At 58.7% G+C, this 24,147-nt stretch carries 24 protein-coding genes; 14 read left to right on the forward strand and 10 right to left on the reverse strand.

Translation table 11 applies throughout. The features are described 5' to 3' along the window. Positions 1–9 precede the first annotated feature (9 nt). The 4 genes from nikC (at position 10) to LCM4573_RS28505 (ending at position 2,882) form a co-directional block, all read left to right on the forward strand. Entirely contained in the window at positions 10–861 is an 852-nt protein-coding gene (nikC, locus tag LCM4573_RS08650) for a nickel ABC transporter permease subunit NikC (RefSeq protein ID WP_407071720.1), read from the forward strand. Beyond that, the gene (locus tag LCM4573_RS08655; RefSeq protein ID WP_071005840.1) at positions 858–1,646 is read left to right on the forward strand and encodes an ATP-binding cassette domain-containing protein; all 789 of its coding nucleotides are present in this window, start codon (positions 858–860) and stop codon (positions 1,644–1,646) included. Before nikC ends, LCM4573_RS08655 begins: the two co-directional genes overlap by 4 nt. After that, complete coding sequence (gene nikE / locus LCM4573_RS08660; protein ID WP_071005841.1) at positions 1,643–2,452, forward strand: nickel import ATP-binding protein NikE; 810 nt, start codon at positions 1,643–1,645, stop codon at positions 2,450–2,452. The genes LCM4573_RS08655 and nikE overlap by 4 nt, the downstream gene beginning before the upstream one ends. 97 nt (positions 2,453–2,549) lie before the next feature. After that, positions 2,550–2,882: a type II toxin-antitoxin system HicB family antitoxin gene (locus tag LCM4573_RS28505; protein ID WP_071005842.1), complete on the forward strand. Its 333-nt coding sequence runs from the start codon at positions 2,550–2,552 to the stop codon at positions 2,880–2,882. 131 nt (positions 2,883–3,013) lie between these two features. On the opposite strand, the gene LCM4573_RS08670 is transcribed toward LCM4573_RS28505, so the two are convergent. The 5 genes from LCM4573_RS08670 to LCM4573_RS08690 all read right to left on the reverse strand — a co-directional run bounded on the left by LCM4573_RS08670 (position 3,014) and on the right by LCM4573_RS08690 (position 7,897). Continuing rightward, positions 3,014–3,601, reverse strand: a complete 588-nt coding sequence (locus LCM4573_RS08670) for a DJ-1/PfpI family protein (protein WP_071005843.1) — start codon at positions 3,599–3,601, stop codon at positions 3,014–3,016. Between the two features lie 65 nt (positions 3,602–3,666). After that, the gene (locus tag LCM4573_RS08675; RefSeq protein WP_071005844.1) at positions 3,667–4,632 is read right to left on the reverse strand and encodes a substrate-binding domain-containing protein; all 966 of its coding nucleotides are present in this window, start codon (positions 4,630–4,632) and stop codon (positions 3,667–3,669) included. Positions 4,633–4,660: 28 nt separating this feature from the next. After that, complete coding sequence (locus tag LCM4573_RS08680; protein WP_071005845.1) at positions 4,661–5,656, reverse strand: ABC transporter permease; 996 nt, start codon at positions 5,654–5,656, stop codon at positions 4,661–4,663. Beyond that, positions 5,622–7,211: a sugar ABC transporter ATP-binding protein gene (locus LCM4573_RS08685; RefSeq protein WP_071005846.1), complete on the reverse strand. Its 1,590-nt coding sequence runs from the start codon at positions 7,209–7,211 to the stop codon at positions 5,622–5,624. The genes LCM4573_RS08680 and LCM4573_RS08685 overlap by 35 nt, the downstream gene beginning before the upstream one ends. Next, a complete protein-coding gene (locus tag LCM4573_RS08690; RefSeq protein ID WP_071005847.1) occupies positions 7,208–7,897 on the reverse strand; it encodes a GntR family transcriptional regulator in 690 nt (229 codons plus the stop codon). Before LCM4573_RS08690 ends, LCM4573_RS08685 begins: the two co-directional genes overlap by 4 nt. Before the next feature lie 95 nt (positions 7,898–7,992). Between LCM4573_RS08690 and LCM4573_RS08695 the strand changes: the two genes are divergently transcribed. The 4 genes from LCM4573_RS08695 to LCM4573_RS08710 are packed head-to-tail and all read left to right on the forward strand — an operon-like array spanning position 7,993 to position 12,597. Then, the gene (locus tag LCM4573_RS08695; protein WP_071005848.1) at positions 7,993–8,997 is read left to right on the forward strand and encodes an Ldh family oxidoreductase; all 1,005 of its coding nucleotides are present in this window, start codon (positions 7,993–7,995) and stop codon (positions 8,995–8,997) included. A gap of 20 nt (positions 8,998–9,017) precedes the next feature. After that, entirely contained in the window at positions 9,018–10,217 is a 1,200-nt protein-coding gene (locus tag LCM4573_RS08700) for an iron-containing alcohol dehydrogenase (RefSeq protein WP_071005849.1), read from the forward strand. Positions 10,218–10,239: 22 nt separating this feature from the next. After that, entirely contained in the window at positions 10,240–11,703 is a 1,464-nt protein-coding gene (locus LCM4573_RS08705; protein ID WP_071005952.1) for an NAD-dependent succinate-semialdehyde dehydrogenase, read from the forward strand. Between the two features lie 15 nt (positions 11,704–11,718). After that, a complete protein-coding gene (locus LCM4573_RS08710; RefSeq protein ID WP_071005850.1) occupies positions 11,719–12,597 on the forward strand; it encodes an alpha/beta hydrolase in 879 nt (292 codons plus the stop codon). Positions 12,598–12,618: 21 nt separating this feature from the next. On the opposite strand, the gene LCM4573_RS08715 is transcribed toward LCM4573_RS08710, so the two are convergent. The 4 genes from LCM4573_RS08715 to LCM4573_RS08730 form a co-directional block, all read right to left on the reverse strand. After that, positions 12,619–13,785 carry a mandelate racemase/muconate lactonizing enzyme family protein gene (locus LCM4573_RS08715; protein WP_198539711.1) on the reverse strand — a complete coding sequence of 389 codons (1,167 nt, stop codon included), beginning with the start codon at positions 13,783–13,785 and terminating at the stop codon, positions 12,619–12,621. A gap of 14 nt (positions 13,786–13,799) precedes the next feature. Next, on the reverse strand, positions 13,800–15,071 hold the full coding sequence (locus LCM4573_RS08720; protein ID WP_071005852.1) for a TRAP transporter large permease: 1,272 nt from the start codon (positions 15,069–15,071) through the stop codon (positions 13,800–13,802). A gap of 33 nt (positions 15,072–15,104) precedes the next feature. Beyond that, on the reverse strand, positions 15,105–15,584 hold the full coding sequence (locus LCM4573_RS08725; protein WP_071005853.1) for a TRAP transporter small permease: 480 nt from the start codon (positions 15,582–15,584) through the stop codon (positions 15,105–15,107). Between the two features lie 64 nt (positions 15,585–15,648). Next, entirely contained in the window at positions 15,649–16,686 is a 1,038-nt protein-coding gene (locus LCM4573_RS08730) for a TRAP transporter substrate-binding protein (protein WP_244505280.1), read from the reverse strand. 134 nt (positions 16,687–16,820) lie between these two features. Here LCM4573_RS08730 and LCM4573_RS08735 point away from each other — a divergent pair, with 134 nt between their 5' ends. Further along, complete coding sequence (locus LCM4573_RS08735) at positions 16,821–17,531, forward strand: GntR family transcriptional regulator (RefSeq protein ID WP_071005854.1); 711 nt, start codon at positions 16,821–16,823, stop codon at positions 17,529–17,531. Between the two features lie 109 nt (positions 17,532–17,640). Here the strand turns inward: LCM4573_RS08735 and LCM4573_RS08740 are convergent, their stop codons facing one another. After that, positions 17,641–18,447, reverse strand: coding sequence for an IclR family transcriptional regulator (locus LCM4573_RS08740; protein WP_071005855.1), 807 nt, complete (start codon positions 18,445–18,447; stop codon positions 17,641–17,643). A 457-nt stretch (positions 18,448–18,904) separates the two neighbouring features. Between LCM4573_RS08740 and LCM4573_RS08745 the strand changes: the two genes are divergently transcribed. The 5 genes from LCM4573_RS08745 (at position 18,905) to LCM4573_RS08765 (ending at position 23,927) form a co-directional block, all read left to right on the forward strand. After that, positions 18,905–20,032, forward strand: a complete 1,128-nt coding sequence (locus tag LCM4573_RS08745; protein ID WP_071005856.1) for an iron-containing alcohol dehydrogenase — start codon at positions 18,905–18,907, stop codon at positions 20,030–20,032. Further along, positions 20,032–20,814: an SDR family oxidoreductase gene (locus LCM4573_RS08750; protein WP_071005857.1), complete on the forward strand. Its 783-nt coding sequence runs from the start codon at positions 20,032–20,034 to the stop codon at positions 20,812–20,814. The genes LCM4573_RS08745 and LCM4573_RS08750 overlap by 1 nt, the downstream gene beginning before the upstream one ends. Positions 20,815–20,885: 71 nt before the next feature. Continuing rightward, complete coding sequence (locus LCM4573_RS08755; protein ID WP_071005858.1) at positions 20,886–21,851, forward strand: tripartite tricarboxylate transporter substrate binding protein; 966 nt, start codon at positions 20,886–20,888, stop codon at positions 21,849–21,851. A gap of 69 nt (positions 21,852–21,920) precedes the next feature. Beyond that, positions 21,921–22,391, forward strand: coding sequence for a tripartite tricarboxylate transporter TctB family protein (locus LCM4573_RS08760; protein WP_071005859.1), 471 nt, complete (start codon positions 21,921–21,923; stop codon positions 22,389–22,391). A gap of 9 nt (positions 22,392–22,400) precedes the next feature. Next, positions 22,401–23,927, forward strand: a complete 1,527-nt coding sequence (locus tag LCM4573_RS08765) for a tripartite tricarboxylate transporter permease (RefSeq protein ID WP_071005860.1) — start codon at positions 22,401–22,403, stop codon at positions 23,925–23,927. Positions 23,928–24,147 lie beyond the last annotated feature (220 nt).

Genomic DNA, 24,147 nt, shown 5'->3' on the forward strand with positions numbered 1-24,147 from the left:
GTTCACCCGATCGCCAGACCCGAGGGAACGGGGTTTCGCCTGCCGCGCAGCTGGCCGGTACGGCTTGCCTGCCTTGTCTTGCTCCTGCTTGCCATCGCCGCCGTGGCCGGTCCCTGGATTTCTCCCTATCATCCCGACCAGATGGAACTGGCGCACCGGCTTCAGCCTCCGAGCTCCGATCATTGGCTCGGCACCGACCATCTCGGGCGTGACATCCTTTCCCGTCTCATCGCCGGGGTTCGAGTTTCCCTCGGATCGGTAGCGGTCACGCTCGGTCTCATCCTGATGCTGGGGATCGTCATCGGCGGAGCGGCAGGGTTTGCCGGCAGCCGGACCGACCGGATCATCATGCGTGTCGCCGATGTCTTCCTGACCTTCCCGACGCTGGTTCTGGCGCTCTTCATGGTCGGCGTGCTCGGTACCGGCCTGATCAACGTTATCGTGGCAATCGCCTTGTCCCACTGGGCCTGGTATGCGCGGATCGTCCGCGRCATCGTGCTCTCGCTTCACCACCGCGAATTCCTGCTTGCCGCCCGGTTGAGCGGCGCGAGGCCGGTCCGGATCTTCATCGAACATCTCCTGCCGGCGACCTTTTCCCAGCTGGTCGTGCTGGCGACACTCGATATCGGCCATATCATGCTGCACGTATCGGGGCTTTCCTTCCTCGGCCTCGGGATCGCACCCCCGACAGCCGAATGGGGCGTGATGATCAGCGACGCCCGCCAGTTCGTCTGGACCGCACCGCTGCTGATCCTCTGGCCGGGCCTTGCGCTGTTCGTCAGCGTCACCGCCTTCAACATCCTTGGCGATGCCCTGCGCGACCGCCTCGATCCGCACCTCAAGGCGGAGCACGGCCATTGACCGGAGAAATCCTTTCCATAGAAAACCTGAGTGTCGAAGCGCTCGTCGGCAAAGAGACCCGCCTGCTCGTGGACGGCCTCTCCCTGACCGTCCGCCGCGGTCGGATATCGGCGCTTGTCGGCGCAAGCGGTTCGGGAAAATCGATGACCTGTTCGGCAGCGCTCGGTGTCCTGCCTCCGGGCGTCGATCTTGCGTCCGGGCGGGTCACCATCGACGGCGTGGCGCGGGATGCCGCGACGCTTCGCGGTCGCCACGTCGCCACCATCATGCAGGCCCCCCGCAGCGCGTTCAACCCCGTGCGGACGATGAGCGATCATGCTATCGAGACGCTGAAGGCGCTCGGACGGTTTGGATCCGATGCCGCGGATCGTATCGAGGCGAGCATGACCGCGGTCGGTCTCAACGATGTGAAACGCGTTCTCGGTCTGCACGCGTTCGAGATGAGCGGCGGAATGCTGCAGCGGATGATGATCGCGCTCGCCTTGCTGAGCGAAGCACCATTTCTTTTCGCCGACGAACCGACGACCGATCTCGATCTGGTCGTCCAGCTTCGTGTTCTGGAATTGCTGGAGCGGCTGGTGGAAGAGCGCAATCTCGGTGTTTTGCTGGTCACCCACGACATGGGTGTGGCCGCAAGGCTCGCCGATGACGTCGCTGTCCTGGATCGGGGGCGGATCGTGGAGCAGGCCCCGGTCATGGACATATTCCAGGCTCCTCGCCACCACGTCACCTGCATGCTCGTGCGGGCGCATCTTTCTCTTTACGGCATGGAACTGGAAGCATGAGCTTGATCAGCGCCGTCGATGTCAGCAAGACCTACCAGACCCATGCGCTCCTCGGGCGCGGCATCCGCAAACAGGTCCTCGAAAACATCTCCCTTGCCATTGAAGAGGGCGAAACCGTCGCGCTGCTGGGACGCAGCGGTTGCGGCAAGAGTACGTTTGCGCGGCTGCTCGTCGGCCTGGAGCAGCCGACCTCCGGCGAGGTGCATTATCGGGGCCGATCCATCGATGAATTGCGCCACCGGGAAACCCAGGGATTCCGACGCGATGTCCAGCTCGTGTTTCAGGATTCACCGGGAGCCGTGAACGGGCGCTTTACCGTCCGGGCCATCATCTGCGAACCGCTGAGGCATCTGACCACGCACGATCGAGCCGGACGCGAGGCGCGCATGCGGGAACTGCTGGAAATGGTCGAGCTGCCCGCGGATATCGCCGACATGCTGCCTTCGCAGGTGAGCGGCGGCCAGTTGCAGCGCGTCTGCATCGCTCGAGCGCTGGCGGCAAACCCGAAGCTGATCATCCTTGACGAAGCAGTGTCCAATCTGGACACTCACCTTCAGGCATCCGCGCTCGACCTTTTGAGAAAGCTTCAGCGCGACAGCGGCATGGCATATCTGTTCGTCACCCACGATCTGAGGCTGGCGAGGCGTTTCGCGTCCCGCTGCCTTGTCATGGATGAGGGCCGGATTGTCGAGGAGTTTCCGGCTGCATCATTCGAAGCCATGCAACACCCCGCCTCGCAGCTTTTGAAGTCTGCCATATTGCCGCCAATGCCAGCCAAAACGCGACGCGGCGCCCCTGTCGGTTGAGGTCGCACGTCTTTCATCGTCATTATCCGCGACCGGCTACGGACAAAGGCGCGATTGCCAGTAACCGCAAATAGTTGAACGAACATGGAGTAAAGCCATGAACAATGTCGTTGAAATCAATGGCGAAAGGGCGGTTGTCGCTTTCGATCCCGAGATTCAAATGCTGCGCGGTGAGTTTGTCGGCCTGAATGGCGGGGCCGACTTCTATGCCGAAAACGTCCATGATCTGATCGAGGAAGGTCGCAAATCTCTGGCCCTCCACCTCGAAATGTGCCAGGAAAAGGGCATCGAGCCGCGCCGGAAGTACTCCGGCAAGTTCAATCTTCGCCTCACCCCTGACGACCATGCCGCCGCAGTCATCGCCGCCGCCGCAGCGGGCAAGAGCCTGAACGAATGGATCGTCGGAACGATCCGGGAGGCCACTGAATAGTGGCACTGTTCTGTTCGACCGGTCTATTATGGAGGCGCCCACCTTTAGCAGGTCAATGAGCGCATAAGAAAATTTTGCGCCGCAGCATCCCCGCGACCTAGGATCGCGAGGATGTCAGTTTTTGATCGGGCTCAGCCGTGCACTATTTTCGTTCCGAGAACGTTCAAGCACTCTCGCATGAAGGCCGCCAAGCCAGTCCATCCTTTCGCCGAAACCATGTTGCCATCGACAAAGGCTTCAGTAGGTTTGACATCGACATAGATGCCGCCGACAGCAGTCACTTCAGGTTCGCAGGCGCCGAGACCCGCCACTTGCCGCCCCTTGAGGACACCTGGCACGGCCATCAGGATCTGCACACCGTGGCAAATCGTGAAGATCGGCTTGCCGCTTTCGTGGAAGTGGCGGACCATGTCCTGAACCCGCTTGTCGGTGCGGATATATTCCGGTCCGCGGCCGCCCGCCGCGTAAACGGCATCGTATTCCTCGACGCGAACTTCCGAGAAGGTCTTGTTGATATCGGCATAGTGACCGAGCTTCTCGGTATAGGTCTGGTCACCTTCGAAGTCGTGCAACGACGTCTTGATGCGGTCGCCCGCCTTCTTGTCCGGGCACACCACGTGCACCGTGTGCCCGACAGCCTCCATCCCCTGCTGGAAAACGTAGATTTCATATTCCTCGGTGAATTCGCCCGTCAGCATGAGGATTTTCTTGCCGCTCATGTCGTGTCTCCTATCGTGTTGTTTCGTGGTGGCGCCGCAGCTTCGCCGCGGCACCGCTCAGTCCGTCAGAAAGGGGAATCGGGGAAGTAGAACTGGTCAGCATTGTCCGGCGTGATGAGCGGTGCTCCCAGCAGGAAGGAGCCTCGCATCGGCGCCTGGCCGTTGAACTGAGACGCAGTCATGTAGATAGCTGATTTGATCATCGAAGGCGGGTAAGGTGTGGAGATCGGCGTGCGCTCATCTCCTGCCTTTACCTTCTCGATGACCTGCTTCATACCATTGCCGCCGAGCGCGTATTTGATGTCCTTGCGGCCGGCGCTGTCGATCGCTTCCAGGACGCCGAGAAGCATGTCGTCGTCGTTGGCCCAGACAGCATCGATCTTGGGATATTTGGCGAGGTAGTCCTGCATCAGCTTGAACGCCTCGTCCTGATTCCAGTTGGCATACTGAATGTCGAGGATCTTGATCTTCGTTTGAGCGATGACGTCGGAAAAACCCTTGATCCGTTCGTCATCGATCACCGTGGGGATGCCCCGCAAGACGACGATCTCACCTTCACCGCCAAGCTTGTCGACAAGCCAGCGTGCGGTATTGGCGCCGACCGCGATATTGTCGCCGGCGACATAGAGGTCCTGGACGCTGGGATCCGTCAGACCACGGTCGACGACGGAGATGAAGGTGCCGTTCTGCTTGATCTGTTCAACCGGGCTGGTGAGCTCCTCCGAGGTGAACGGCAAAATGACCAGCGCGTCGAGCTTGCGCGTTGCTGCAAGATCTTCGAGTGACGAGACTTGGGCGGGCGCGGACGAGGCGGTTGAAAGCACGACGTCGATGTTGGGGAAGGCCGCCTCGATCTCCTTCTCAGCCTGCTCCGCGTGGTAGACGACACCTCCCGTCCAGCCATGTGTGGCGGCAGGGATAGACACGGCGATCGTCTTCTTCTCCTGCGCTTGAGTTGCGCCGAACGATAGGGCAAGTACGAATGCTGCAGACGTCAGCAAAATGCCTGCTCTCGGTTGTAGTGACTTCATGTTCTCCTCCTTTTGAAGTCTGCTGTCTCTAACGGCTGGCTGTGAAGCGATGTGCGAGCATGGCGATGATGATGATCGCTCCCTGAACCGCGGCGACGAGATATTCGGAAACCATGTCCGATAGGACCATGACGTTGGCGATGACCTCGAGGATCAGGACGCCGGCGATGGTCCCGCCGATCCGCCCGCGCCCTCCCCGAAGCACGGTGCCCCCGATCACGACGGCGGTGATGACCTGCAGTTCCCACAACTGCCCAGTGGTGGGCGTGACGGCGCCAAGGCGGGGCACGTAACAGATGGCGGCGACGGCCACACAAAAGCCCTGGATTACATAGGCTATGGTTCGYACCGCCGCGACATTCACGCCTGAGAACCTTGCCACCTCGACATTCGAGCCTGCGGATGTCAGGCGCCGGCCATATTTGGTCTTGTAGAGCAGGACGGCGCCGAGCAGGACCATCACGAAGGTGATGAGCACCGGATAGGGAATGCCGAAGATGTTACCGAAATAGAGCGGACGATAGGCGTCGCGCAGGCTGCGGTCGATGGGCAGCGAGCCTCCGTCGGTCATGAAGGTGATGAGCGCCCGGAAAATGCCCATCGTACCGAGCGTCACGATGAACGGCTCGATCCGTCCGATGGTGACGATCAGACCATTGAACAGACCGCACAAGGAACCGACGACCAGGGCGAGCGCTGCGCCAATCGGAATGGCCCAGGCACCGAAGGCCGGCGCGAGATGGTTCATCGCCATGATCATGATGCCGGTGACGAAGGCCAGCATCGAGCCCACCGAGAGATCCAGCCCGCCCGACGAAATCACGAAGGTCGCGCCGAGCGCGATGACCGCTATGAAAGCGCTTCGCGTGATCACGTTGATGAGGTTCGCGGACGCGATGAAGTTGGAGTTCACCAACGCCCCAAGCACGACGATCAAGGCAAGCGCGATGAACGGCGCCAGTTCCGCCCAGCGTATCCGGGGTCCCTCGTCAGCAGGTACAAGCGTGGTTGCTGCTGTGATCATGCTCTTCCTCCCCAATGCCTGCACCGCCACCGGTTGTGGCTGCGTAGACGATATTCTCCTCATTGATCTCGGCATCGCGGAACTCGGCCACGAACCTCCCCGCCCGCATCACAAGAACACGGTCCGACAGCCCGACGAGCTCCTGCATTTCCGAAGAGATGACGATGCAGGCCTTTCCTGCACGCACCAGAACGTCGATGAACTCGTAGATCTGACTCTTGTTTCCGATGTCGATGCCGCGCGTAGGCTCATCAATGATGACCACGGAAGGATCCGCCATCATCACCTTGGCCAGAAGCAGCTTCTGCTGATTTCCCCCGGACAGCTTGCCGGCTTCGAGGCGCAGCGAGYGGACCCTGATGTCGTAGTCGGATACCGCCTTCTTGAGCTTGGACGTCTCTTCCCGCTTGTCGAGTATCCTCCCGGGATTGACCGCGTCCAGGGCCTGCAGCGTAAGGTTGGGAGCGAGCCTTTCCTCCAGAAGCAGCCCTTTTCCCTTCCTGTCTTCGGTAAGGTAGACCAGACCGGCATCCATCATGGAACGCACGTTTCGCTGGCGGATCTCTGTGCCGTTCAGGACGACGCTATCGGCCTTGGACGGCCGCAGGCCAACGAGCGCTTCCATCAGTTCCGTGCGCCCGGCACCGATCATCCCGCCGATGCCGAGAACCTCCCCTGGACGCAGATCAAAAGAAAGCTTCTCCGGAGCACCTTCCACCCATAGACCGGATACGGAAAGCAGCGGAGCGGCGGCGGGGGCGGGACGCTTGTGCGGATAAAGAGCATCAAGCTTGCGACCGACCATCAACTCGGCCATCTCACGGGTACCAAGGCCCTTTGCCGGATAAGTCCCGATCATGCACCCGTCCCGCAGCACGGTGACCCGGTCGGCCAGCGCCTGAACTTCATCCAGGCGGTGCGAGATGTAGAGCACAGCCACCCCGCCGTCCCGCAGGTTGCGGATGATGTTCAGGAGTGCTGCGACTTCGTCATTCGCAAGAACCGCCGTCGGCTCGTCGAAGATCACAACCTTGCGCTCTTCCAGAAGTGCGCGCGCAATCTGAACCAGCTGGCGCTGGGCAAGCGGCAGTTCGCCCACGCGATCTCGAGGACGCGTCGACGAATCCACTCGCGCCAGGAGTTCCGTCGCTCGCCGGTTCATGACCTTGTCGTTGGTCAGAAGGCCGCGGCCGATCTCGTGCCCAAGAAAGATGTTCTCAGCGACCGTGAGATCCGGAGCCAGCAGGATCTCCTGGTGCACCAGCACGATCCCCGCCTTTTCTGCCTCGACGGCGCTCTTGAACCTGGTCGGGCTGCCATCGAGGAGCAACTGGCCTGCCGTAGGAGCTACGTGGCCTGATAGGAGTTTCATCAGAGTCGATTTTCCGGCCCCATTCTCCCCGATGACCGCGTGAATTTCGCCAGCGCGAACATCGAGCGTGACATCCGAAAGCACGTTGATGGCGCCATAGGTCTTGCTCAGCCCCTCTGCCCTGAGCGTTGCGGCGGAACTGGGCGCCATGGAGAGCACGTGGGGAGAGACGGAGGCGTTCATTCGAAGGCCGACAACAGACGATCGCGGGAGCGTTCGATGTGAACGCGCATGGCTTCAAAGGCAGCCTGCGGATCATTGGCGCGAAACGCCGTAAGCAGATCCTCATGCTCCTGCAGCGCCTCCTGCGTTACCCGCGTGTGAAACATCAGGCGAAAGATGTGCAGATGGATATGCTGGTTTGACAATGTGTTACGGATGACGTCATTGCCTGCGATCTTCAGGATGGCATCGTGGAACTKTGCATCTGCGCGGGCAAAGCGGGAATAACGCGTGTTGCGGTCGACCGGAGGGCCGCCCTGCCCCATGTCCGCGGAGAAAATCTCGAGCTGCCGAAGCGCTTCCGGCGTCATGTTTAACGCAGCAAGGCGGGCAGCCTCAGGCTCGATCAACAAGCGGAAGACATAAAGATCCTCGAATTGCTTGCGCGTCCACTGTGGAGCGGCCGAATAGCCGATCAGATGCTCCTTGCGAACGAGACCTTCGCGCTCGAGCCGAGTAAGCGCTTCGCGGATCGGGGTCTGGGAAACGCCCAACTCCCTCGCAAAGACGTCGATGGGGATCCTCGCTCCCGGGGCAATCTCCAGCGACATCAAGCGGTGGTAGATGCTGTCGTAGACACTCTCGACGACACTCGTCGGGCGAACCACACCTGAGCGCCTGTCTCGTTCTGCCGCAATTGCCACCATTTGCTCTCCAGCCGTTTGAATTTGAATTCTTGTGTTGCAAATCCCGTATCATATGTCAAATAGAATATCATATACGATTTCATATAGGATAACTTATGCGGCAATCTCCTGAAGCACTTCGGTCCTTGACGCAGTCGCTGCTCGAAAAGCACGGCGCTCCAGCGACCCACGCGGCACTTCAGGCAGATCTTCTTCTTGAGGCGGAACTTCGTGGCCTGGCATCCCACGGCTTGCAGCGGCTGCCGCTGCTGCTGTCGCGGCTGAACAAAGGGCTGATCAATGCCCATGCCCGCGGCACCGGCGAATGGCGAAGGCATGCCCTGCTGTGCGTCGACGGGGAGCGCGGCTTTGGCCCCGTCGTCGTCATGCATGCTATGGAAAGCCTGCGCACGGTCGTGAAAGACACCGGTATTGCGATTGCAGCAATCCGAAATGCAAATCACATCGGAATGCTTGCCTATTATGTCGAAGCCGCGGCCCGCTCCGATTTGATTTGCCTTGTCATGTCAACCAGTGAGGCTCTCGTTCACCCCTTCGGCGGCACGCGACCGCTGCTTGGCACCAATCCTTTGGCCATCGGGATCCCAACAGCTGAAGAGCCCTTCGTTTTGGACCTCGCCACCAGCATCGTGTCGATGGGAAAGATCAACAATCATGCCCTTCGCGACGAGCCAATCCCCGCGGGCTGGGCGGTGGATGGCGAGGGACAAGCAACAACGGATCCAAATCGGGCCAAAGGTGGGGCGATCGCACCCTTCGGAGGCGCCAAGGGCTACGGCCTCGGACTGGCCATCGAGCTACTGGTCGCCACGCTTGCGGGATCCGGATTCGCTCCAATGGTTGGCGGCACGCTCGATGACACCCGTGTGGCCAATAAGGGCGACCTGCTTGTCCTGATTGATCCCACTTCCGGCATGGGCAACACGTCTGCCCTCTCAGCCTACCTATCACAGCTACGCCGTTCCTTGCCGCATGATCCCGCAAATCCGGTGACGGTGCCAGGCGACAGGGCGCGCGCACGTCGAGCCGTAGCGCTCGTGGAAGGGATCGACATTCCACAACCACTTTTTCAGCAATTAACGGCCCTGGCGGCCGCCTGATCCAACCTGAGGAGAGATAAATGAACCTGTTCGGCACACTAAGGGCGCCGCGTGAACTGCTTTTCGGAAGTGGCCAAAGACACGCAATTGGCGGCATAGCTGCCAAGCTGGGTAAGCGAGCGCTTTTCATCACCGACAGGCGCCTTGCAATAGATGCCGACTTTCTCTCTATGGTTCAGCAAGTCGAAGAAGGCGGCATTGCTTGCAAAGTCGATAGCTCCACCCTTCCCGACGTTCCCGTTGAATCTGCCATTGCGGCAGCCAACGAAGCGCGCCCATTTGCGCCGGACCTGGTGATAGGAGTCGGCGGCGGCTCATGCCTCGACATGGCCAAATGCGTCGCCTTGCTGTTGACGCATGGAGGCCGCCCGCAGGACTATTATGGTGAATATGCGGTCCCTGGTCCAATTCTGCCGCTCATCGCTGTCCCAACCACCGCCGGCACCGGATCTGAAGTGACGCCCGTAGCGGTGCTTTCTGATGCCGAACGCACGCTTAAAGTCGGCGTCTCAAGTCCTTTTCTGATCCCGACAGCCTCCATCTGCGATCCTGACCTGACGCTCTCTTGTCCAGCCGCTCTAACAGCGATTGCCGGAGCCGATGCGCTGACCCATGCGATCGAAGCCTTCACGGCAGTCCGGCGCGAACCGGTTCCCGGGATCGCACAGCAGCGCGTCTTCGTTGGAAAAAATGCATTGTCCGACCATTTCGCGTTGAGCGCAATCACTCTCCTGTGGGACGGACTTGAGGCCGCCTGCCAGCATGGCTCCGATCGCTCCGCGCGCGAAAAGGTCATGTTGGGCGCCACACTTGCCGGCCTTGCTTTCGGCGTAGCGGGCACCGCCGCCGCTCACGCAATCCAATATCCTGTCGGCGCGCTCACTCACACCGCGCATGGCCTCGGCGTTGCCTGCTTGCTGCCCTATGTGATGACCTGGAATGCACCCGTGATCGGCGATGAACTGGGACAGATCRCGCAAGCTGCGGGACTTGCAAAAGCCGATGCGGTAATTCCAGCACTGGCTTCCCTGTTCGAGCGGATCGGCATCCCTGGAACCCTGAGCGCTCTCGGTCTTGCAGAGGATCGCATCGATTGGGTTGCCGAGCAGAGCCTCGGCATCGCCCGGCTCATCCAGAACAATCCCCGCCCCCTGAACTTGCATGAAATGCGCAACTTGGTAGCCGCAGCCCATAGCGGCGAGTTCAGCAAATTGATCTAAATCTGAAAGGTCCACTCCGATGATGATGTTGCAATCGAAATCGCCGAACTACGCCGATCCTACCCTACACACCGCAGGCCTGTACATCGGCGGCAAATGGTTACCTGGCGATGGTATCGCTGTTTATGATCCCTCTACAGGCCAGGTCCTGGGCGAGGTCGCAGACGCATCCGTGGAGGATGCCCTGCGTGCTGTTGACGCTGCCCAGGCTGCTGCGGCGGCATGGCGAGAAACCCCCTCTCGTAAAAGGTCCGAAATCCTGCGGCACTGGTTCCAGTTGATGACGGAGCATGCAGAGGAACTAGCAACGCTCATCTCTCTTGAGAACGGTAAGGCACTCACGGACGCACGCGGCGAAGTCGCCTATGCCGCGGAGTTTTTCCGCTGGTACGCCGAAGAAGCCACGCGGATTGCTGGCGAATATCGCCATGCTCCATCCGGCTCGCACGCCATATTGGTGGATCATGAGCCAATCGGGATCGCGGTCCTCATCACGCCCTGGAACTTTCCAGCCGCAATGGCGACACGCAAGATCGCGCCCGCTCTGGCTGCAGGCTGCACCGTCATCCTCAAACCGGCTTCGGAGACACCGCTGACCGCCTATGCGATGGCGCGTCTCGGCGAAGAGGCGGGTGTGCCGCCAGGCGTTGTCAATATCTTGACCACGAGCAAGCCTGCGGACGTTACCAAAAGGATGCTGCAGGATTCTCGCGTCCGCAAGCTCTCGTTCACGGGCTCCACCGGAGTCGGGCGGATCCTGCTTGCCGAGGCGGCTAAATCCGTTGTTAGCTGCTCCATGGAACTCGGCGGAAACGCGCCTTTCCTGGTCTTCGATGACGCGGACCTGGAAGCGGCGCTGGATGGTGCCATGGTTGCAAAAATGCGCAATGCCGGGGAAGCCTGTACGGCAGCGAACAGGTTCATTGTTCAAGCGGGCATCCATGACGACTTCGTCGCGGGACTGACGAGGCGGATGGCGGCCTTGAAGGTCGGACCCGGCTATCACGCCCAGACCCAATGCGGGCCAATGATCACACAAAACGCTGTTTTAAAGATCGATCGTCTTGTGCGCGATGCCATCGCCGCAGGTGCACGCGCAACGACTGGCGGCGAGCCGCTTCAGGAAGGCGGATATTTCTATCCGCCAACCGTGCTGGAAAACGTTTCCCATGGCACACCGATCGCCCGCGAAGAAATCTTCGGTCCGGTTGCCGCAGTCTACAAATTCGAAAACGAAGATGACGCCGTTCGTCTGGCAAATGACACGGAATATGGCCTCGCCGCCTACCTTTATACCAAAGACCTGAAACGGGCGATGCATGTGGGTAGGCGGCTTGAAACGGGAATGCTAGGTATCAACCGCGGCCTAATGTCGGACCCGGCTGCGCCCTTCGGCGGCGTCAAGCAAAGCGGCCTTGGGCGAGAAGGCGGCGTCACCGGTATTCTGGAGTTCATGGAGCCAAAATACTATGCCGTGGAGTTCTAAATCAGGGAGGACAGTATGACGGCACAGGATCTCTATCGCATTCGCGATTTCGTGCCCGACTTCGACGCCATCGCTGCGGAGTTCACCGAACGGAGCGCGGCCCTTGCGGCGCGAACGCGGGTGGTGGCAGATCTACGCTACGGGGAGAAGCCTCGAGAGGTGTTGGACGTCATTTTGCCGGAACGTCCGATCGCGGGAGCGCCGCCGCATGTATTTGTCCATGGCGGATACTGGCGCTCTGGCGAGAAGCACAACTATCACTTAGTAGCAGCACCGGTTCTTGCGGCCGGCGGCGTTGCCGCTTTCGTGGAATACGACCTGATGCCTCACGCACGTCTTGAGGTTCTGGTTGACCAGGTACGCCGGGCAGTCGTTTGGCTGCAGGCACACTGCCCTGATTTCGGCGCTGATCCGGCACGCTTGACCGTCAGCGGCCATTCGGCTGGCGCGCATCTTGCGTCCTATCTCGCCGCCAGTGGACCTGAGGAAGACCGTCCCCCTGCTCTACCAAACATTCAAGGGCTCTTTCTCCTAAGTGGAATTTATGACCTGTCAGGCATACCAGGCAGCTTTCTTCGGGACGAAGCGCAGATGACAGAGGCAGAGGCGGCCGCCTGGTCGCCGCATTTATCTTCTCATAACTCGTTAAGGCGGATCATCGCCTATGGTGAACAGGAAACAGCTCCGTTTCTGGAACAGGCGTGTCAGCTTCACAGGCTCTTGGTCTCCAGTAGCGGTAATGCCGACCTGATCTCTGCGCCTGGCCTCAATCACATGAGTGTGGTCCTGGATCTTGCCGATCCGGAGGGTTTCCTCGGCAAGCGCCTTCATGATCTTGTGGCGGCACCGTCTCCCTCCGCCACCGGAGACGTCGCCGCCGACGCAATCATGTGATGTCGAGATCCACAAGGACCTCTACCAGTTGGTGAACGATCCATCGGTCCGCCGCAGGTGCGGCGGCTCGGAATACTCGAAGGGCATCTTCTGAAGCTCCTCCTCGTTGACTTCAATGCCAAGCCCTGGAGCATCCGGGACGACATAGAAGGCACCGTCCATTTCGATCTGCTTCGGAAACAGCGTCCGATTATCGAAGCCCCAATGCTGTTCGGCGGGACTCTTACGGCATTCAAGCCAGCCGAAATTTGCAACCGCAGCACCGAGATGAACAGACGCGGCAGTGCAGATCGGGCCGAGCGGATTGTGCGGCATCAGGTCGATATAGTGCGCCTCGCACCAGCCAGCGACCTTCATGGCCTCGGTAAATCCACCGACATTGCAGATGTCGATGCGGCAGAACTGCATGATGTCACGTTCTACATAGGGTAGAAACTGCCATTTGGAGGAGAATTCCTCGCCGATGGCGAAAGGCACATCCGTCATCCGACGCAGAGCCTCGTAGGCTGAGGGGGTTTCATCACGGATCCCTTCCTCCAGGAAGTCGATCGTGCCCTTCGGCATCTTCTGACAGAAGGATGCTGCTTCCGCGACGCTCAGACGATGATGGTACTCGACCCCCAGCGTCATCGCGTGCCCAACTTCTCGCCGCGCCTGCCTCACCCATTCAGCCGTGACGGCAATGGATTCGCGAGGTTCGAAGTAGTCGCTGTTTTCCTGTCCCGTCGCAATGAAGCGGACGCAGTTCCAGCCTGCCTCCTTCAACATCACCGTCTGCTTGACCATCTCCTCGCCGGGCTCGGCAGAGGTCGTGGCGAAGGCCGGCACCAGGTCTCGCTGCTTGCCGCCGAGCAGTTGATAGACCGGTACGCCGAGGGCCTTGCCCTTGATGTCGTGGAAGGCGATGTCAAGCGCTGCGATTGCTGCCGCAAGCACACGGCCGCCCTCAAAATATTGGCTGCGGTACATTTCCTGCCACAGCGCCCCGCAACGAAGAGGATCCTGGCCGAGCAGGAACTGCGCATAATGGTCCAACGCGCCGACCACTGCCTTTTCGCGGTAGGAAAGACCGGATTCACCCCAGCCGTGGATGCCGCCGTCTGTCTCGACTTTGACGACAAGCTGATTTCTTGCGCCCACACGGGCGATGTAAGGTTTGATTGCGGTGATTTTCATTCGAGCATCCAGGAACTTAGAAGGCGTTAGCGAAGCAGGTTCGGCAGCCCGGTCGACAGCGATGGAAAGAGGATAAGAAGCAGGATGATGCCGATCTCTGCGTAGATAAATGGCATCAGTTCCCGCATCAGCGGTGTCAGCCTGATGTTGCCGATCTTCATGAGGATGAAGAGGACCACACCGACAGGAGGTGTGATCAGGCCAATGGCCAGCGACAGAATGATCACCATCGATGCCTGGATCGGGTCTATGCCAAGCTGAAGAATGGTCGGCATAACCAGCGGTACAAAGATCAGCAGCGCTGCGCCGATATCCAGAAAAAGGCCAAGGAACAGCATCAGCGCCATGACCCCGACCAGAAACAGCATTGGGCTACCTTCAAAGTATGGGGCAGCGGCCGTCACCACGCTGCCGATGCCCAATAGGTTAAGCGAGTAGGACAGAATAGAGGCGGCGGCGACCAGGATATAGATGGTCGCGCTTCCTCTGGCCGAGACAATCAGCGCGTCCCACAGATCAGCCCAGGTGATTGACCGGAACAGGAACAGGCCAAGCAATGCCGCAACGAAGACGGCAATACCTCCACCCTCGGTGGCCGTGAACGCTCCAGTGACCATTCCGCCGACGATGATAAAGGGCAGAAGCATAACGGCTGTACCTTCGAGCAGGAGCTTTGGAAGGTCCTGTCGATTTACCGTCACGATGGACTTGGGTAGTCCGCTCCTCACAGACTTGATGAAGATTACTAGCGCGCAAGCCAAGCCGAAGAGCACTCCTGGCACGACTCCAGCCACGAAGAGATCCACCACTGACAAACCAGTTACGGCCGCCATGATAATCGCCAGGCCGGAAGGCGGAATGATCGGGCCGATAATCGAGGAAGCGGCGGTAACCGCTGCGGAATACTCCTTTGTATAGCCTTCCTTCGGCATGACTGTCATGAAGAAGCGGCCAAGCGCGCTTGCATCTGCCACTGCAGAGCCGGATACGCCAGCAAACAATACCGATGTACCTACATTCGTATACGCGGTGCCTCCGGGGAAGCGACCGGTGAAGATCGAAGACAGATGAATGAGGCGGGTCGTGATTCCGCTTCGGTTCATGATCTCCGCCGCCAAAATATAAAAAGGCATGGCGAGAAAAACAAAACTGTCTACCCCGGCGAAAAATCGGGTGATGATGACCTGCAAAGGAATGCCAGCCAGCCAGACACCCAAAGTTCCTCCAAGCCCGAGCGCCATTGCGATGGGAACTCCGCCCAGCAACAGCACCATTGAAAGGATTGCGATCCAAAGCATTTTCAGCCCTCAAAGGAAGTGAAGGGGACGGGCTCAGTCATTCTCTTCGATGCCGAAGCCTGAGATCCAGCAGAGGACGATCTGAACCAGGATCAGGACGGAGCCTACGGGGATCGCCATATAGGGAACGATCATAGGCATGCCTGATGYGGCAGCGTTCTGTGCGGCATTCCGCATCGCAGCCGACCAGCCATAATAGGCGAGTAGGACAAACAGGATGCCGCCCAAGGCATAGAGCGCGCCTCTTATGAAGTGGCGGTATTTTGCCAAGACAAGGTCTTGAACCCCTTCCACTGCCATGTGTTCGACGCGATAGACAGCCGCTACACCACCCAACATCATCAGCCACATCATGATGTAGCGCATGGTTTCTTCACCCCAGCTCAGTGATGTCCCCAAAAGGTACCGGCCGCCGACCTGAGTGAAATTGATGAGACAAACCACAAGCAAGATGGCCGCGGCGATGAATTCACAGCCCCGGGCGAGGCCGCGCGATATGGCGCGAATTTTCATGTTCAGGTATCCCGCTAAACAAATAAGGGTGCGCCGGCATGAAAGCGGCACACCCTGGCGATCATTAGTCGGCCTGACCGTAGACTTTCTTTTCAGCCTCAGTGACAGAGGCTTCCATCTTCGATAGCAGGTCCTCACCCACCTGCTCGGCAATGTATGTCCGAACAGGCTGGTAGACGGCATCCTTGAAGGCCTGCTTCTCTTCGGGAGTAGAGGTGTGAACCATTACGCCCTTCTCATCGGCGATCATCTTCGCATAGATCCAGTCGCCCTTTGTTTTTTCGACATTTTCGACCGTTGCCATCACACGCGCGCCTTCGCGCACAATTGCCTGATGCGCAGGACTTAGTGCGTCGAACCAAGCTTTGTTGGCAACGACAATATGCAGGCCTAGAACATGCTCATTCAGCGTCAGATGCTTCGCAACATCGGCCGCTCCGCCAGCATAGAGGACGGGCGGGGGGTTCTCGAGGCCATCGACCACCCCCTGCTGCAGCRCCATAACGGCTTCGGAGCCCGCGATCGGAGTAGGATTGGCACCAAGTGCCTTTACCATTTCCATGTAGACCGGGCTTTCCATTGTTCTGATCTTCATACCCTTCATGTCATCCGGCACCTTAATCGGGCGAACATTGTTGACGAAGGAGCGGAAGCCGTTTTGGGAGAATGCAAGAGCCTTGATGCCTGTTTTCTCCTCGATATCGTTCAGCATCCATTCGCCAAACTCACCGTTCATCACTTCCCAAGCCACAGGGGCCGAGCGGAACAGATAAGGTAGCGACCAAGCCTGGATCGGCTGGTAAAAACCAGCGAAAGCGCCATCCGACGGCAGTGTCATCTCAAGCGTACCTGCTTGAACCATTTCAGTGGTGTCTCTTACAGACCCCATCTGATTACCCGGAAACAGGCGCACAGTAAGTTCACCATTGCTCTTGTTTTCCACGTAGTCCTTGAAGGACTTCGCCGCATTGTATTCGGGGTTATCCCCCTCAAACATCTCAAAAGCGAACTTGATCTCTGCCGCCGAGGTCGCGACGGCGCCAAACACCATGGCAGCCCCCAGCACCATGGCACCGAAAACGTGAGTTTTTAGTATGAACATCCGCAATTACCCCTCCACCAATCCGCGTTTATTTAACCTATAAAGCTGTCAAAATTGTACAAAGTCAATACATATTGATGTATGATTGCGCGTGAGATAGATGGACTATGTCTCTGGTGAAAAGGCGATCCTCGATGTTGAATGGGAATTCCAAACCTTCCGGCGTCGCCCAACGGGCGCTGGTAGAGGGGTCGTTACAGCCTCTACACGAACGGATGCGCGAGGACATCATCAACGGTGTTCTCGCAGAAGGCTCTTGGTTGAAGACACATGATCTCGCCCGCCGGTACAAGGTCAGCACCAATCCTATTCGCGAGGCCCTGCATCAGCTCAGCGGAGAAGGCTTTGTCATCATTCATCGGAATCGCGGCGCCAGGGTAAGGACGCTGGACGAGGCCTTCGTTCGCAACATCTTTGATATTCGTGCCTTGATCGAGCCCTACCTCGTCAGCCTGTTCGTTGAACAGGCAGYGGATGAAGACCTGGCAGCCATGGAACAGGTTCAGTTGCGCATAGAAGAGCGACCTGCGGACCAAATCGAGTTGGACCGGCTGGATGATGCCTTTCACGGGATAATGTATGACCGACATTTCAACCAAGAGGCTTTGGCAATCCGGCAACGCCATAGCGAAGTCGTTCGGGGACTTGCGCGTCGATATCCCGTCAGTCCGGCTCGACGCGTTGCCATGATTGAAGAGCACCGCGCAATCATGGAGGCGGTTGCGCGTCACGACGTGAAGGCAACACAGGAAATCGTCGAGAAGCACGCTCGCGCGGCGGAACGAAATCTCATTCAGCGGATGAGGCAAGCGGTTAGCGGATCACCACGGGCCGGGACGGGTTAGCAAAATCTCCTCCTCAGCACGGCGGGTGTTAACCGTTAGCGCCGCAGAGCCCGCCTTCAGACCCACAAGGCCTCAAACTTCTTTACAGGCCGGTTCCCTTGACGGCCGTCTATTTGACCACCGTGGCCAACGACTGCGTGATAGACGCGGCAGTCTCCCGGATCATACGCGCGTACTCTGCGTGCTTGCCTTCATCGTAGCGGTAGAGGGGAATGCTGATGCTCACCCCCGCCACTGGCTCGCCGGACCTGTCATAGATAGTGCTGCCGAAGCAGCGGATATCCCGTTCATTCTCCTCATGGTCATAGGAATAACCTCGATCTCGGGTCTTCCTGATCTCATCAAGGAAGAGGTCGCGATCGGTGAAAGTGAACTCGGTAAACGGCCGCAACTCGAGCCCTGCGATGATCTGCCGGGCACGCTCCTCTGGARGCGCCGCCAGGTAAGCCTTGCCGACGGAGGTTGAATGGAATTCGACGCGCGCTCCAATCCTGGTCGTCATGCGCACTGCGTTCGGGCTTTCGAGCTTGTCGATGTAGGCCATACCGTTGCCACTTGGCACCGCAAGGTGAACGGTTTCCTTGGTGGCGTTGCGAAGTGCCTCGATGAAAGGGCGTGCTGCTGTGCGAATATCGGAAGCTTCCCAGCTTTTCGATGCAAGCTGGATGAGCCGATTCCCCAGCGAGTAGGTGCCATCGGGGTTCTGGATCGCTAGACCTTCGGCGACAAGACCCGCGGCGATGCGATAAGCCGTGGCACGGGGAAACCGAACGGTGGCGGTGAGCTGCGCGATATCGAGTTTTCCCGGATTGTCGGCAATCGCTTGCAACACGGTCATAAATTTCGAGAAGGATGCAGTACCTTGCACGGCACGGCCGAACGCCTCTCCTTGAGAAATAGCCGTGTGCCCGTTCATCGTGTTATCGCTCGAATCGAAGTGACTGACCGCCAGACAAATTGCTTCATACGTTAGCGGCATGGTGCGTGGCAAATCCAGCCTGTGCAAGGACGAAGACAGGCAAACGTTAGCTCAGCACAGATATAATCGCGCCGCGCCCCTACCCACCCGCAGGAAAACGTCTGCCGGTCGCCAGCTTGCAGTTGACAAAGATTTCCAGGTCAGCAACCATGAAGTGGACAGACTGCCCACAATATGGACAGCATAGGCTTGCTTTGGAGGAAGCAATCTTAGCCTAATTGACCAAGGGGAGGTGGCATGACCGCAATTTATCGGATTCGCTTGGGCGCGATGTAGCCGATGGGCCTCCTCTCTCACCTATACCAAAGCAGTTTACTAATTTGACCGCTGTCGCGGCCATATCAGCAAGCAGGGCTTGGTGCCTTGAGCCCCGCCATAATTCCCGGGAGCAGACATGAACATCATCCATTACCTGACGACCATTCATTTTGGTGCGGGCTCGGTTTCCTCTCTTCGCGATACCTTGAGCGAGCTTGGCATCTCCAAACCCCTGGTGATCAGCGATCACGGCGTTAAAGCTGCAGGGCTGCTGGATGGTAATGCAATGCAGGTGCTTTCATCGGCTCCAGCCTTCCTTGACGTCCCGACCAATCCAACAGAATCTGCTGTGAAGGAAGCTTTGGTGGCGTATCGGCAGCACTGCTGCAATGGTGTGATCGCGATAGGGGGCGGCTCCCCAATCGATCTTGCCAAGGGCGTCGCTCTCCTTGCRACACATGAGGGCGAGTTGGAGCAGTACGCCGCCATTCTTGGTGGCATCCCGAATATTACCAACGCTGTTGCCCCCTTGGTGGCGATCCCCACGACTGCCGGCACCGGGTCGGAAGTTGGGCGAGCAGCGCTCATCACTTTAGACGATGGCCGTAAACTGGGCTTTATCAGCCCGTTTCTCATTCCCCGGCGCGCGATCTGCGATCCTGAGCTGACGATAGGGCTTCCTCCTGCTCTTACTGCAGCAACCGGTCTCGATGCCTTGTCTCACTGTATCGAGACCTATTTGTCGCCTCGCTACAATCCGCCGGCCGAGGCGATCGCCTTGGATGGCTTTGCGCGCATCTGGGAGGCGCTACCGAAGGCTTATGCAAATGGAACCGACCTAGCCGCCCGTACAGAGGTGATGATGGGAGCGCTGCAGGGCGGATTGACATTTCAAAAGGGACTGGGCGCCGTTCACGCTCTCAGCCATGCACTGGGTGGGCTGAAGGATCTCAAGCTTCACCATGGAACCCTCAATGCCATTTTGATGCCACCGGTCCTGCGTGCCAACGCTTCGATTGCCGTTACAGCAGACAAGATCAGCCGACTCGAGGCCGCTGCGCGAATCGAAGGCACATCGCTGGCAGATTCGCTTGACGAGTTGAACCGCAAGCTCGGCATACCCAGCAAGCTGTCAACCCTTGGCGTCACGCGCGACGTCTTCGCCTGGACATGTGAGCGCGCGCTGGCCGATCACAGTCATCAAACCAACCCGCGTAATCTCACCGGCGAGGAATACACGGAAATCCTTGAGAGCGTGATGTGATGACGGCTGTGAAGAATCCTGCAGACGTCCAACAGAAGAGGCCCGTTGCACTCGTCACCGGTGCAAGCCACGGCATTGGCGCTGCGACCGCAAGACTGTTTGCAGCAGAAGGCTTCGATGTCTGCGTGAATTACTTTAGCGACGCAGATGCCGCCGCCCAAGTGGTTTCCGATTGCGAGGCGGCGGGGGCCCGAGCGGTAGCGGTGCGTGGCAATGTCGGCGAGCGGGAAGAGGTCAGACAGTTGTTCGCCGTCTGCGACGAAGCACTCGGCCGGCTTTCCTGCCTGGTGAACAATGCCGGCATCATCGGGCGAGCTTGCCGACTGGAAGAACTTCGTCCCGAAGAGCTCGCGAGGACATTTGCGGTCAATACCTATGGCCTCGTGTATTGCACTCAGGAGGCGGCTCAACGGATGTCCACACGGCACGGCGGAAATGGCGGGACAATTGTCAACATGTCCTCCGTTGCGGCTGCACTCGGCAGCCCAAACGAGTACATCCACTACGCAGCTTCGAAGGGTGCCGTCGAGACAATAACAGTGGGCACGGGCAAGGAACTGGCGCCGGAGGGCATCCGCGTGAATGCTATTCGAGTCGGAACGACCAACACCCGGATCCACCTCGAAGGTGGAAACCCGCAGCGCCCGGCGAAGATCGCAGCCCTGACACCCATGGGACGCATCGCCGAGCCGGAAGACATTGCGCGAGCGGCACTATGGCTCGCGTCACCGGGTTCCGGTTTCGTCACCGGTACCGTCATTACAGTGGCGGGAGGACTGTGACGAAGGGCAGAAAGCTTTAGACACGCTTGCTTCAACGACATTACCACTTGCGAAACCTTGGGAGGAACGACATGAAATTCGCGAAAGGTATCATTGCAGCTCTCTTGCTGTCGGCAACGGCATTACCCGCATGGGCAGAGTATCCCGATCGCCCGATCACTCTGCTGGTCGCCTGGGGTGCGGGCGGCGGTACGGACGCCGTTGCGCGCGTCGTCGCTGTCGGTCTGGAAAAGGAACTCGGGCAGTCCGTCAACGTGGTCAATCGCACTGGCGGCTCCGGCGTCGTCGGCCACTCGGCCATGGCAGACGCTGAGCCCGATGGTTACACACTTGGGCTTGCTACCACCGAGGTCAATCTGATGCATTGGCTCGGGCTGACAGAGCTGGACTATAAGGTCTATACTCCCTTGGCCCTGATGAACCAGGACCCCGCTGGCGTGCAGGTATCTGCTGATTCCGAATATCAGAACCTCCACGAACTGCTGGAGGCAATCAAGAAGTCACCGCCCGGCACCTTCCGTGCGACCGGCAGTGGCCAAGGGTCGAGTTGGCATGTCGCGATCGCTGGCCTGCTCAATGCCGAAGGCATTGACGCCTCCACTGTCACCTGGGTGCCAAGCGATGGTGCCGCAAGCGGCCTTCAGGAACTGCTGTCGGGTGGAACGGAAATCGTGCCATCCTCGCTGGTCGAGGCCCGGGCCCTCATCGAGGCAGGCCGGGTGAAGTCGCTTGCCTATATGAGCAAGGAACGCTCCAAGCTCTTCCCCGACGTGCCGACACTGAAGGAGGAGACGGGCTCCGACTGGGAGTTCGGCGCGTGGCGTGGCATCGTCGCCCCCAAGGGCCTGCCGGACGACGTCCGCGACCGCCTGATCGCTGCCTTAGACAAGGTCTTCAACAGCGAGGAATATAACCAGTTCATGAGCGCACAGGGCTTCGGAGCAAGCTTCCTTCCAGGCGAGGAATTCGAAAACTTTATGGCAACCAACGATGTGAACTTCGGCGAAACCATGAAGGCGATCGGTCTGGCCAAATAGTCACCTTGAGCAATCCGGCAGGACCGGATACGTCCGGGCCTGCCTGACAATCATCAATCAGGTGTTCTCATGCGATTTAGCGATACCACGCTCGGTGCGATCTTCCTTCTCGCAGGCATTTCACTCGCCTGGTACTCCTTCAACTTGCCCGCCATTCCGGGTCAAAACTACGGAGCAGCCACCTTCCCGCTCTTCATAGCGACGGGGCTTGTCGGCTGTTCCGTCCGTCTCCTTTACACCGGCATCAGGCAAGGCAGCGAACCTTTGGTATTTCTCTCGGACCAGTTCAGAAGTCCGCGCAGGCTCGCCGGTGTCGCAACCACCCTGCTTCTCATCCTCTTCTACATTTTTTTCGTGCAGGTTCTCGGATTCATTCCGACCGCGATAATCATTACTCTGGTGATGTTCCTGATCTTGAAGGTCCATCCTGCAAAGGCAGTCATCCTCGCGATCCTTGCTGCCCTGCTGTGCGACTTCATTTTCAGGACCATGCTGCTCGTGCCCCTGCCGTTCGGCATTGTCCCCCGGCTTCCCTGGTAGGAGATTGAGATGGACGTCATACTTCAAGCCTTTGCGCTGGTGGCAACGGGCAATGTCATTCTCACGATCATCGCCGCGTCCATGTTCGGACTCTTCGTAGGAGCAGTCCCAGGCTTAACCGCCACAATGGCCACGGCCCTATTGGTTCCCCTGACATTTTTCATGGAACCTGTCGCCGCAGTTGGCGCCATTGTCGCTTGTTCGGCTATGGCCATCTTCGCAGGTGATATCCCAGGTGCCTTGCTCCGCATCCCGGGGACGCCTGCGTCGGCAGCTTATGTCGAAGACACCTATAAACTAACCCAAAAAGGTCAGGCGGAGCTCGGTCTGGGAGCCTGCGTCCTCTTTTCCGCACTCGGCGGTCTTTTTGGCACCGTCGTCCTGATCTTCGCAGCACCTTCACTTGCCGAATTCGCCGTCAAATTCTCCTCTCCGGAATATTTCTGGATTGCGCTCCTCGGCTTGACATGCGCCGTGTTCATGGGAGCATCCAGTCCGGCCAAGGGTCTTCTCAGCCTATTCATCGGCCTCACGATAGCATCCGTCGGTTTGAACAATCCTGCCGGTGTTCCGCGGCTGACCTTTGGCTCAACCGAGATGATGGCAGGCATCGACTTCATCCCGGTGATGATCGGTATTTTTGCCATTTCAGAGGTCTTGCGGACGGTCCTGAGCGGGGGAGAGGGCTGGCAACAAGCGCCAACGGCTGTCGGCAACATCTTCCGGGACTGGGGAGGCATGTTGACGGCATACTGGAGGCAGCTTCTTCGGGGTAACATCACGGGAACTGCAGTCGGCATTCTGCCCGGCGCTGGCTCGGATGTCGCGGCCTACGTCAGCTATGCGATCAGCCGCCGGTTCTCCAAGACGCCAGAAAAATATGGAACGGGTCATGTCGAGGGCGTGGTTGAAGCTGGAGCGGCCAACAACGCCTCCCTTTCCAGCGCATGGGTGCCTGCGCTCGTATTCGGCATTCCTGGGGACACTATGACTGCGATCGTGATCGGCGTGCTCTACGTGAAAGGAATGAATCCCGGACCAACCCTGTTCATCTTCAACCCACAAACGATCTATGCGGTCTTCCTTATCTTCATTCTCGCCAATCTGATCATGATTCCGCTTGGCTGGGCCCTGATCAAATTCTCCAAGAACATCCTGCGGGTCTCAAAGGCGGTTCTCATGCCGCTGATTCTGATCTTCTGCATCGTAGGCGCCTTTGCGTCCAACAACGCCGTCTACGGCGTCACGATCATGCTCGTCTTCGGGGTTGTCGGTTATCTGATGGAGGAGAACGGCATCCCAATCGCTCCGTGYGTGCTCGGCATCGTCATCGGGCCCATCCTCGAAAAGAACTTGATCACCACACTGATCAAGTCGCACGGCAATCTCCTGGACTTCGTCAACCGCCCTATTGCCTTCGGGATATTCGCGATCTTCTGTCTGATATGGCTGTCGATTATCGTCTCGTGGATAAGGGCGCCTCAATCAACGGACGAGATAGTAAGCGCGAAGTCTGACGGAAAGAGCTCGAGCTAATCACGCAGCGTGGCCGCGCCTACCTTCATGCACCGAACCAACGAACCCCTTTGCGAAAGCGCCGGGACACGGCACGCCATATGTACAGCGACGTGCTCCCCCACGAGCTTGCGTCATCGGAGCTGACGACTTCGCAGAAAAGGTTAACTATCTAAATCTGTCAGCGAGCCTTGGAAGAAGGAGGCTGAATGGATGGGTACAAGTTTCATTGGTTGCGGGG

Origin of the sequence: Rhizobium sp. LCM 4573 (genome assembly GCF_001854865.1) — a bacterium.
Lineage (GTDB): Bacteria > Pseudomonadota > Alphaproteobacteria > Rhizobiales > Rhizobiaceae > Neorhizobium.

Coding starts and splice junctions, on each gene's coding strand:
- nikE (WP_071005841.1), top strand. CDS start 1,643: ATGAGCTTGATCAGCGCCGTCGATGTCAGCAAGACCTACCAGACCCAT.
- LCM4573_RS28505 (WP_071005842.1), top strand. CDS start 2,550: ATGAACAATGTCGTTGAAATCAATGGCGAAAGGGCGGTTGTCGCTTTC.
- LCM4573_RS08670 (WP_071005843.1), bottom strand. CDS start 3,601: ATGAGCGGCAAGAAAATCCTCATGCTGACGGGCGAATTCACCGAGGAA.
- LCM4573_RS08675 (WP_071005844.1), bottom strand. CDS start 4,632: ATGAAGTCACTACAACCGAGAGCAGGCATTTTGCTGACGTCTGCAGCA.
- LCM4573_RS08695 (WP_071005848.1), top strand. CDS start 7,993: ATGCGGCAATCTCCTGAAGCACTTCGGTCCTTGACGCAGTCGCTGCTC.
- LCM4573_RS08705 (WP_071005952.1), top strand. CDS start 10,240: ATGATGTTGCAATCGAAATCGCCGAACTACGCCGATCCTACCCTACAC.
- LCM4573_RS08710 (WP_071005850.1), top strand. CDS start 11,719: ATGACGGCACAGGATCTCTATCGCATTCGCGATTTCGTGCCCGACTTC.
- LCM4573_RS08720 (WP_071005852.1), bottom strand. CDS start 15,071: ATGCTTTGGATCGCAATCCTTTCAATGGTGCTGTTGCTGGGCGGAGTT.
- LCM4573_RS08750 (WP_071005857.1), top strand. CDS start 20,032: ATGACGGCTGTGAAGAATCCTGCAGACGTCCAACAGAAGAGGCCCGTT.
- LCM4573_RS08755 (WP_071005858.1), top strand. CDS start 20,886: ATGAAATTCGCGAAAGGTATCATTGCAGCTCTCTTGCTGTCGGCAACG.
- LCM4573_RS08760 (WP_071005859.1), top strand. CDS start 21,921: ATGCGATTTAGCGATACCACGCTCGGTGCGATCTTCCTTCTCGCAGGC.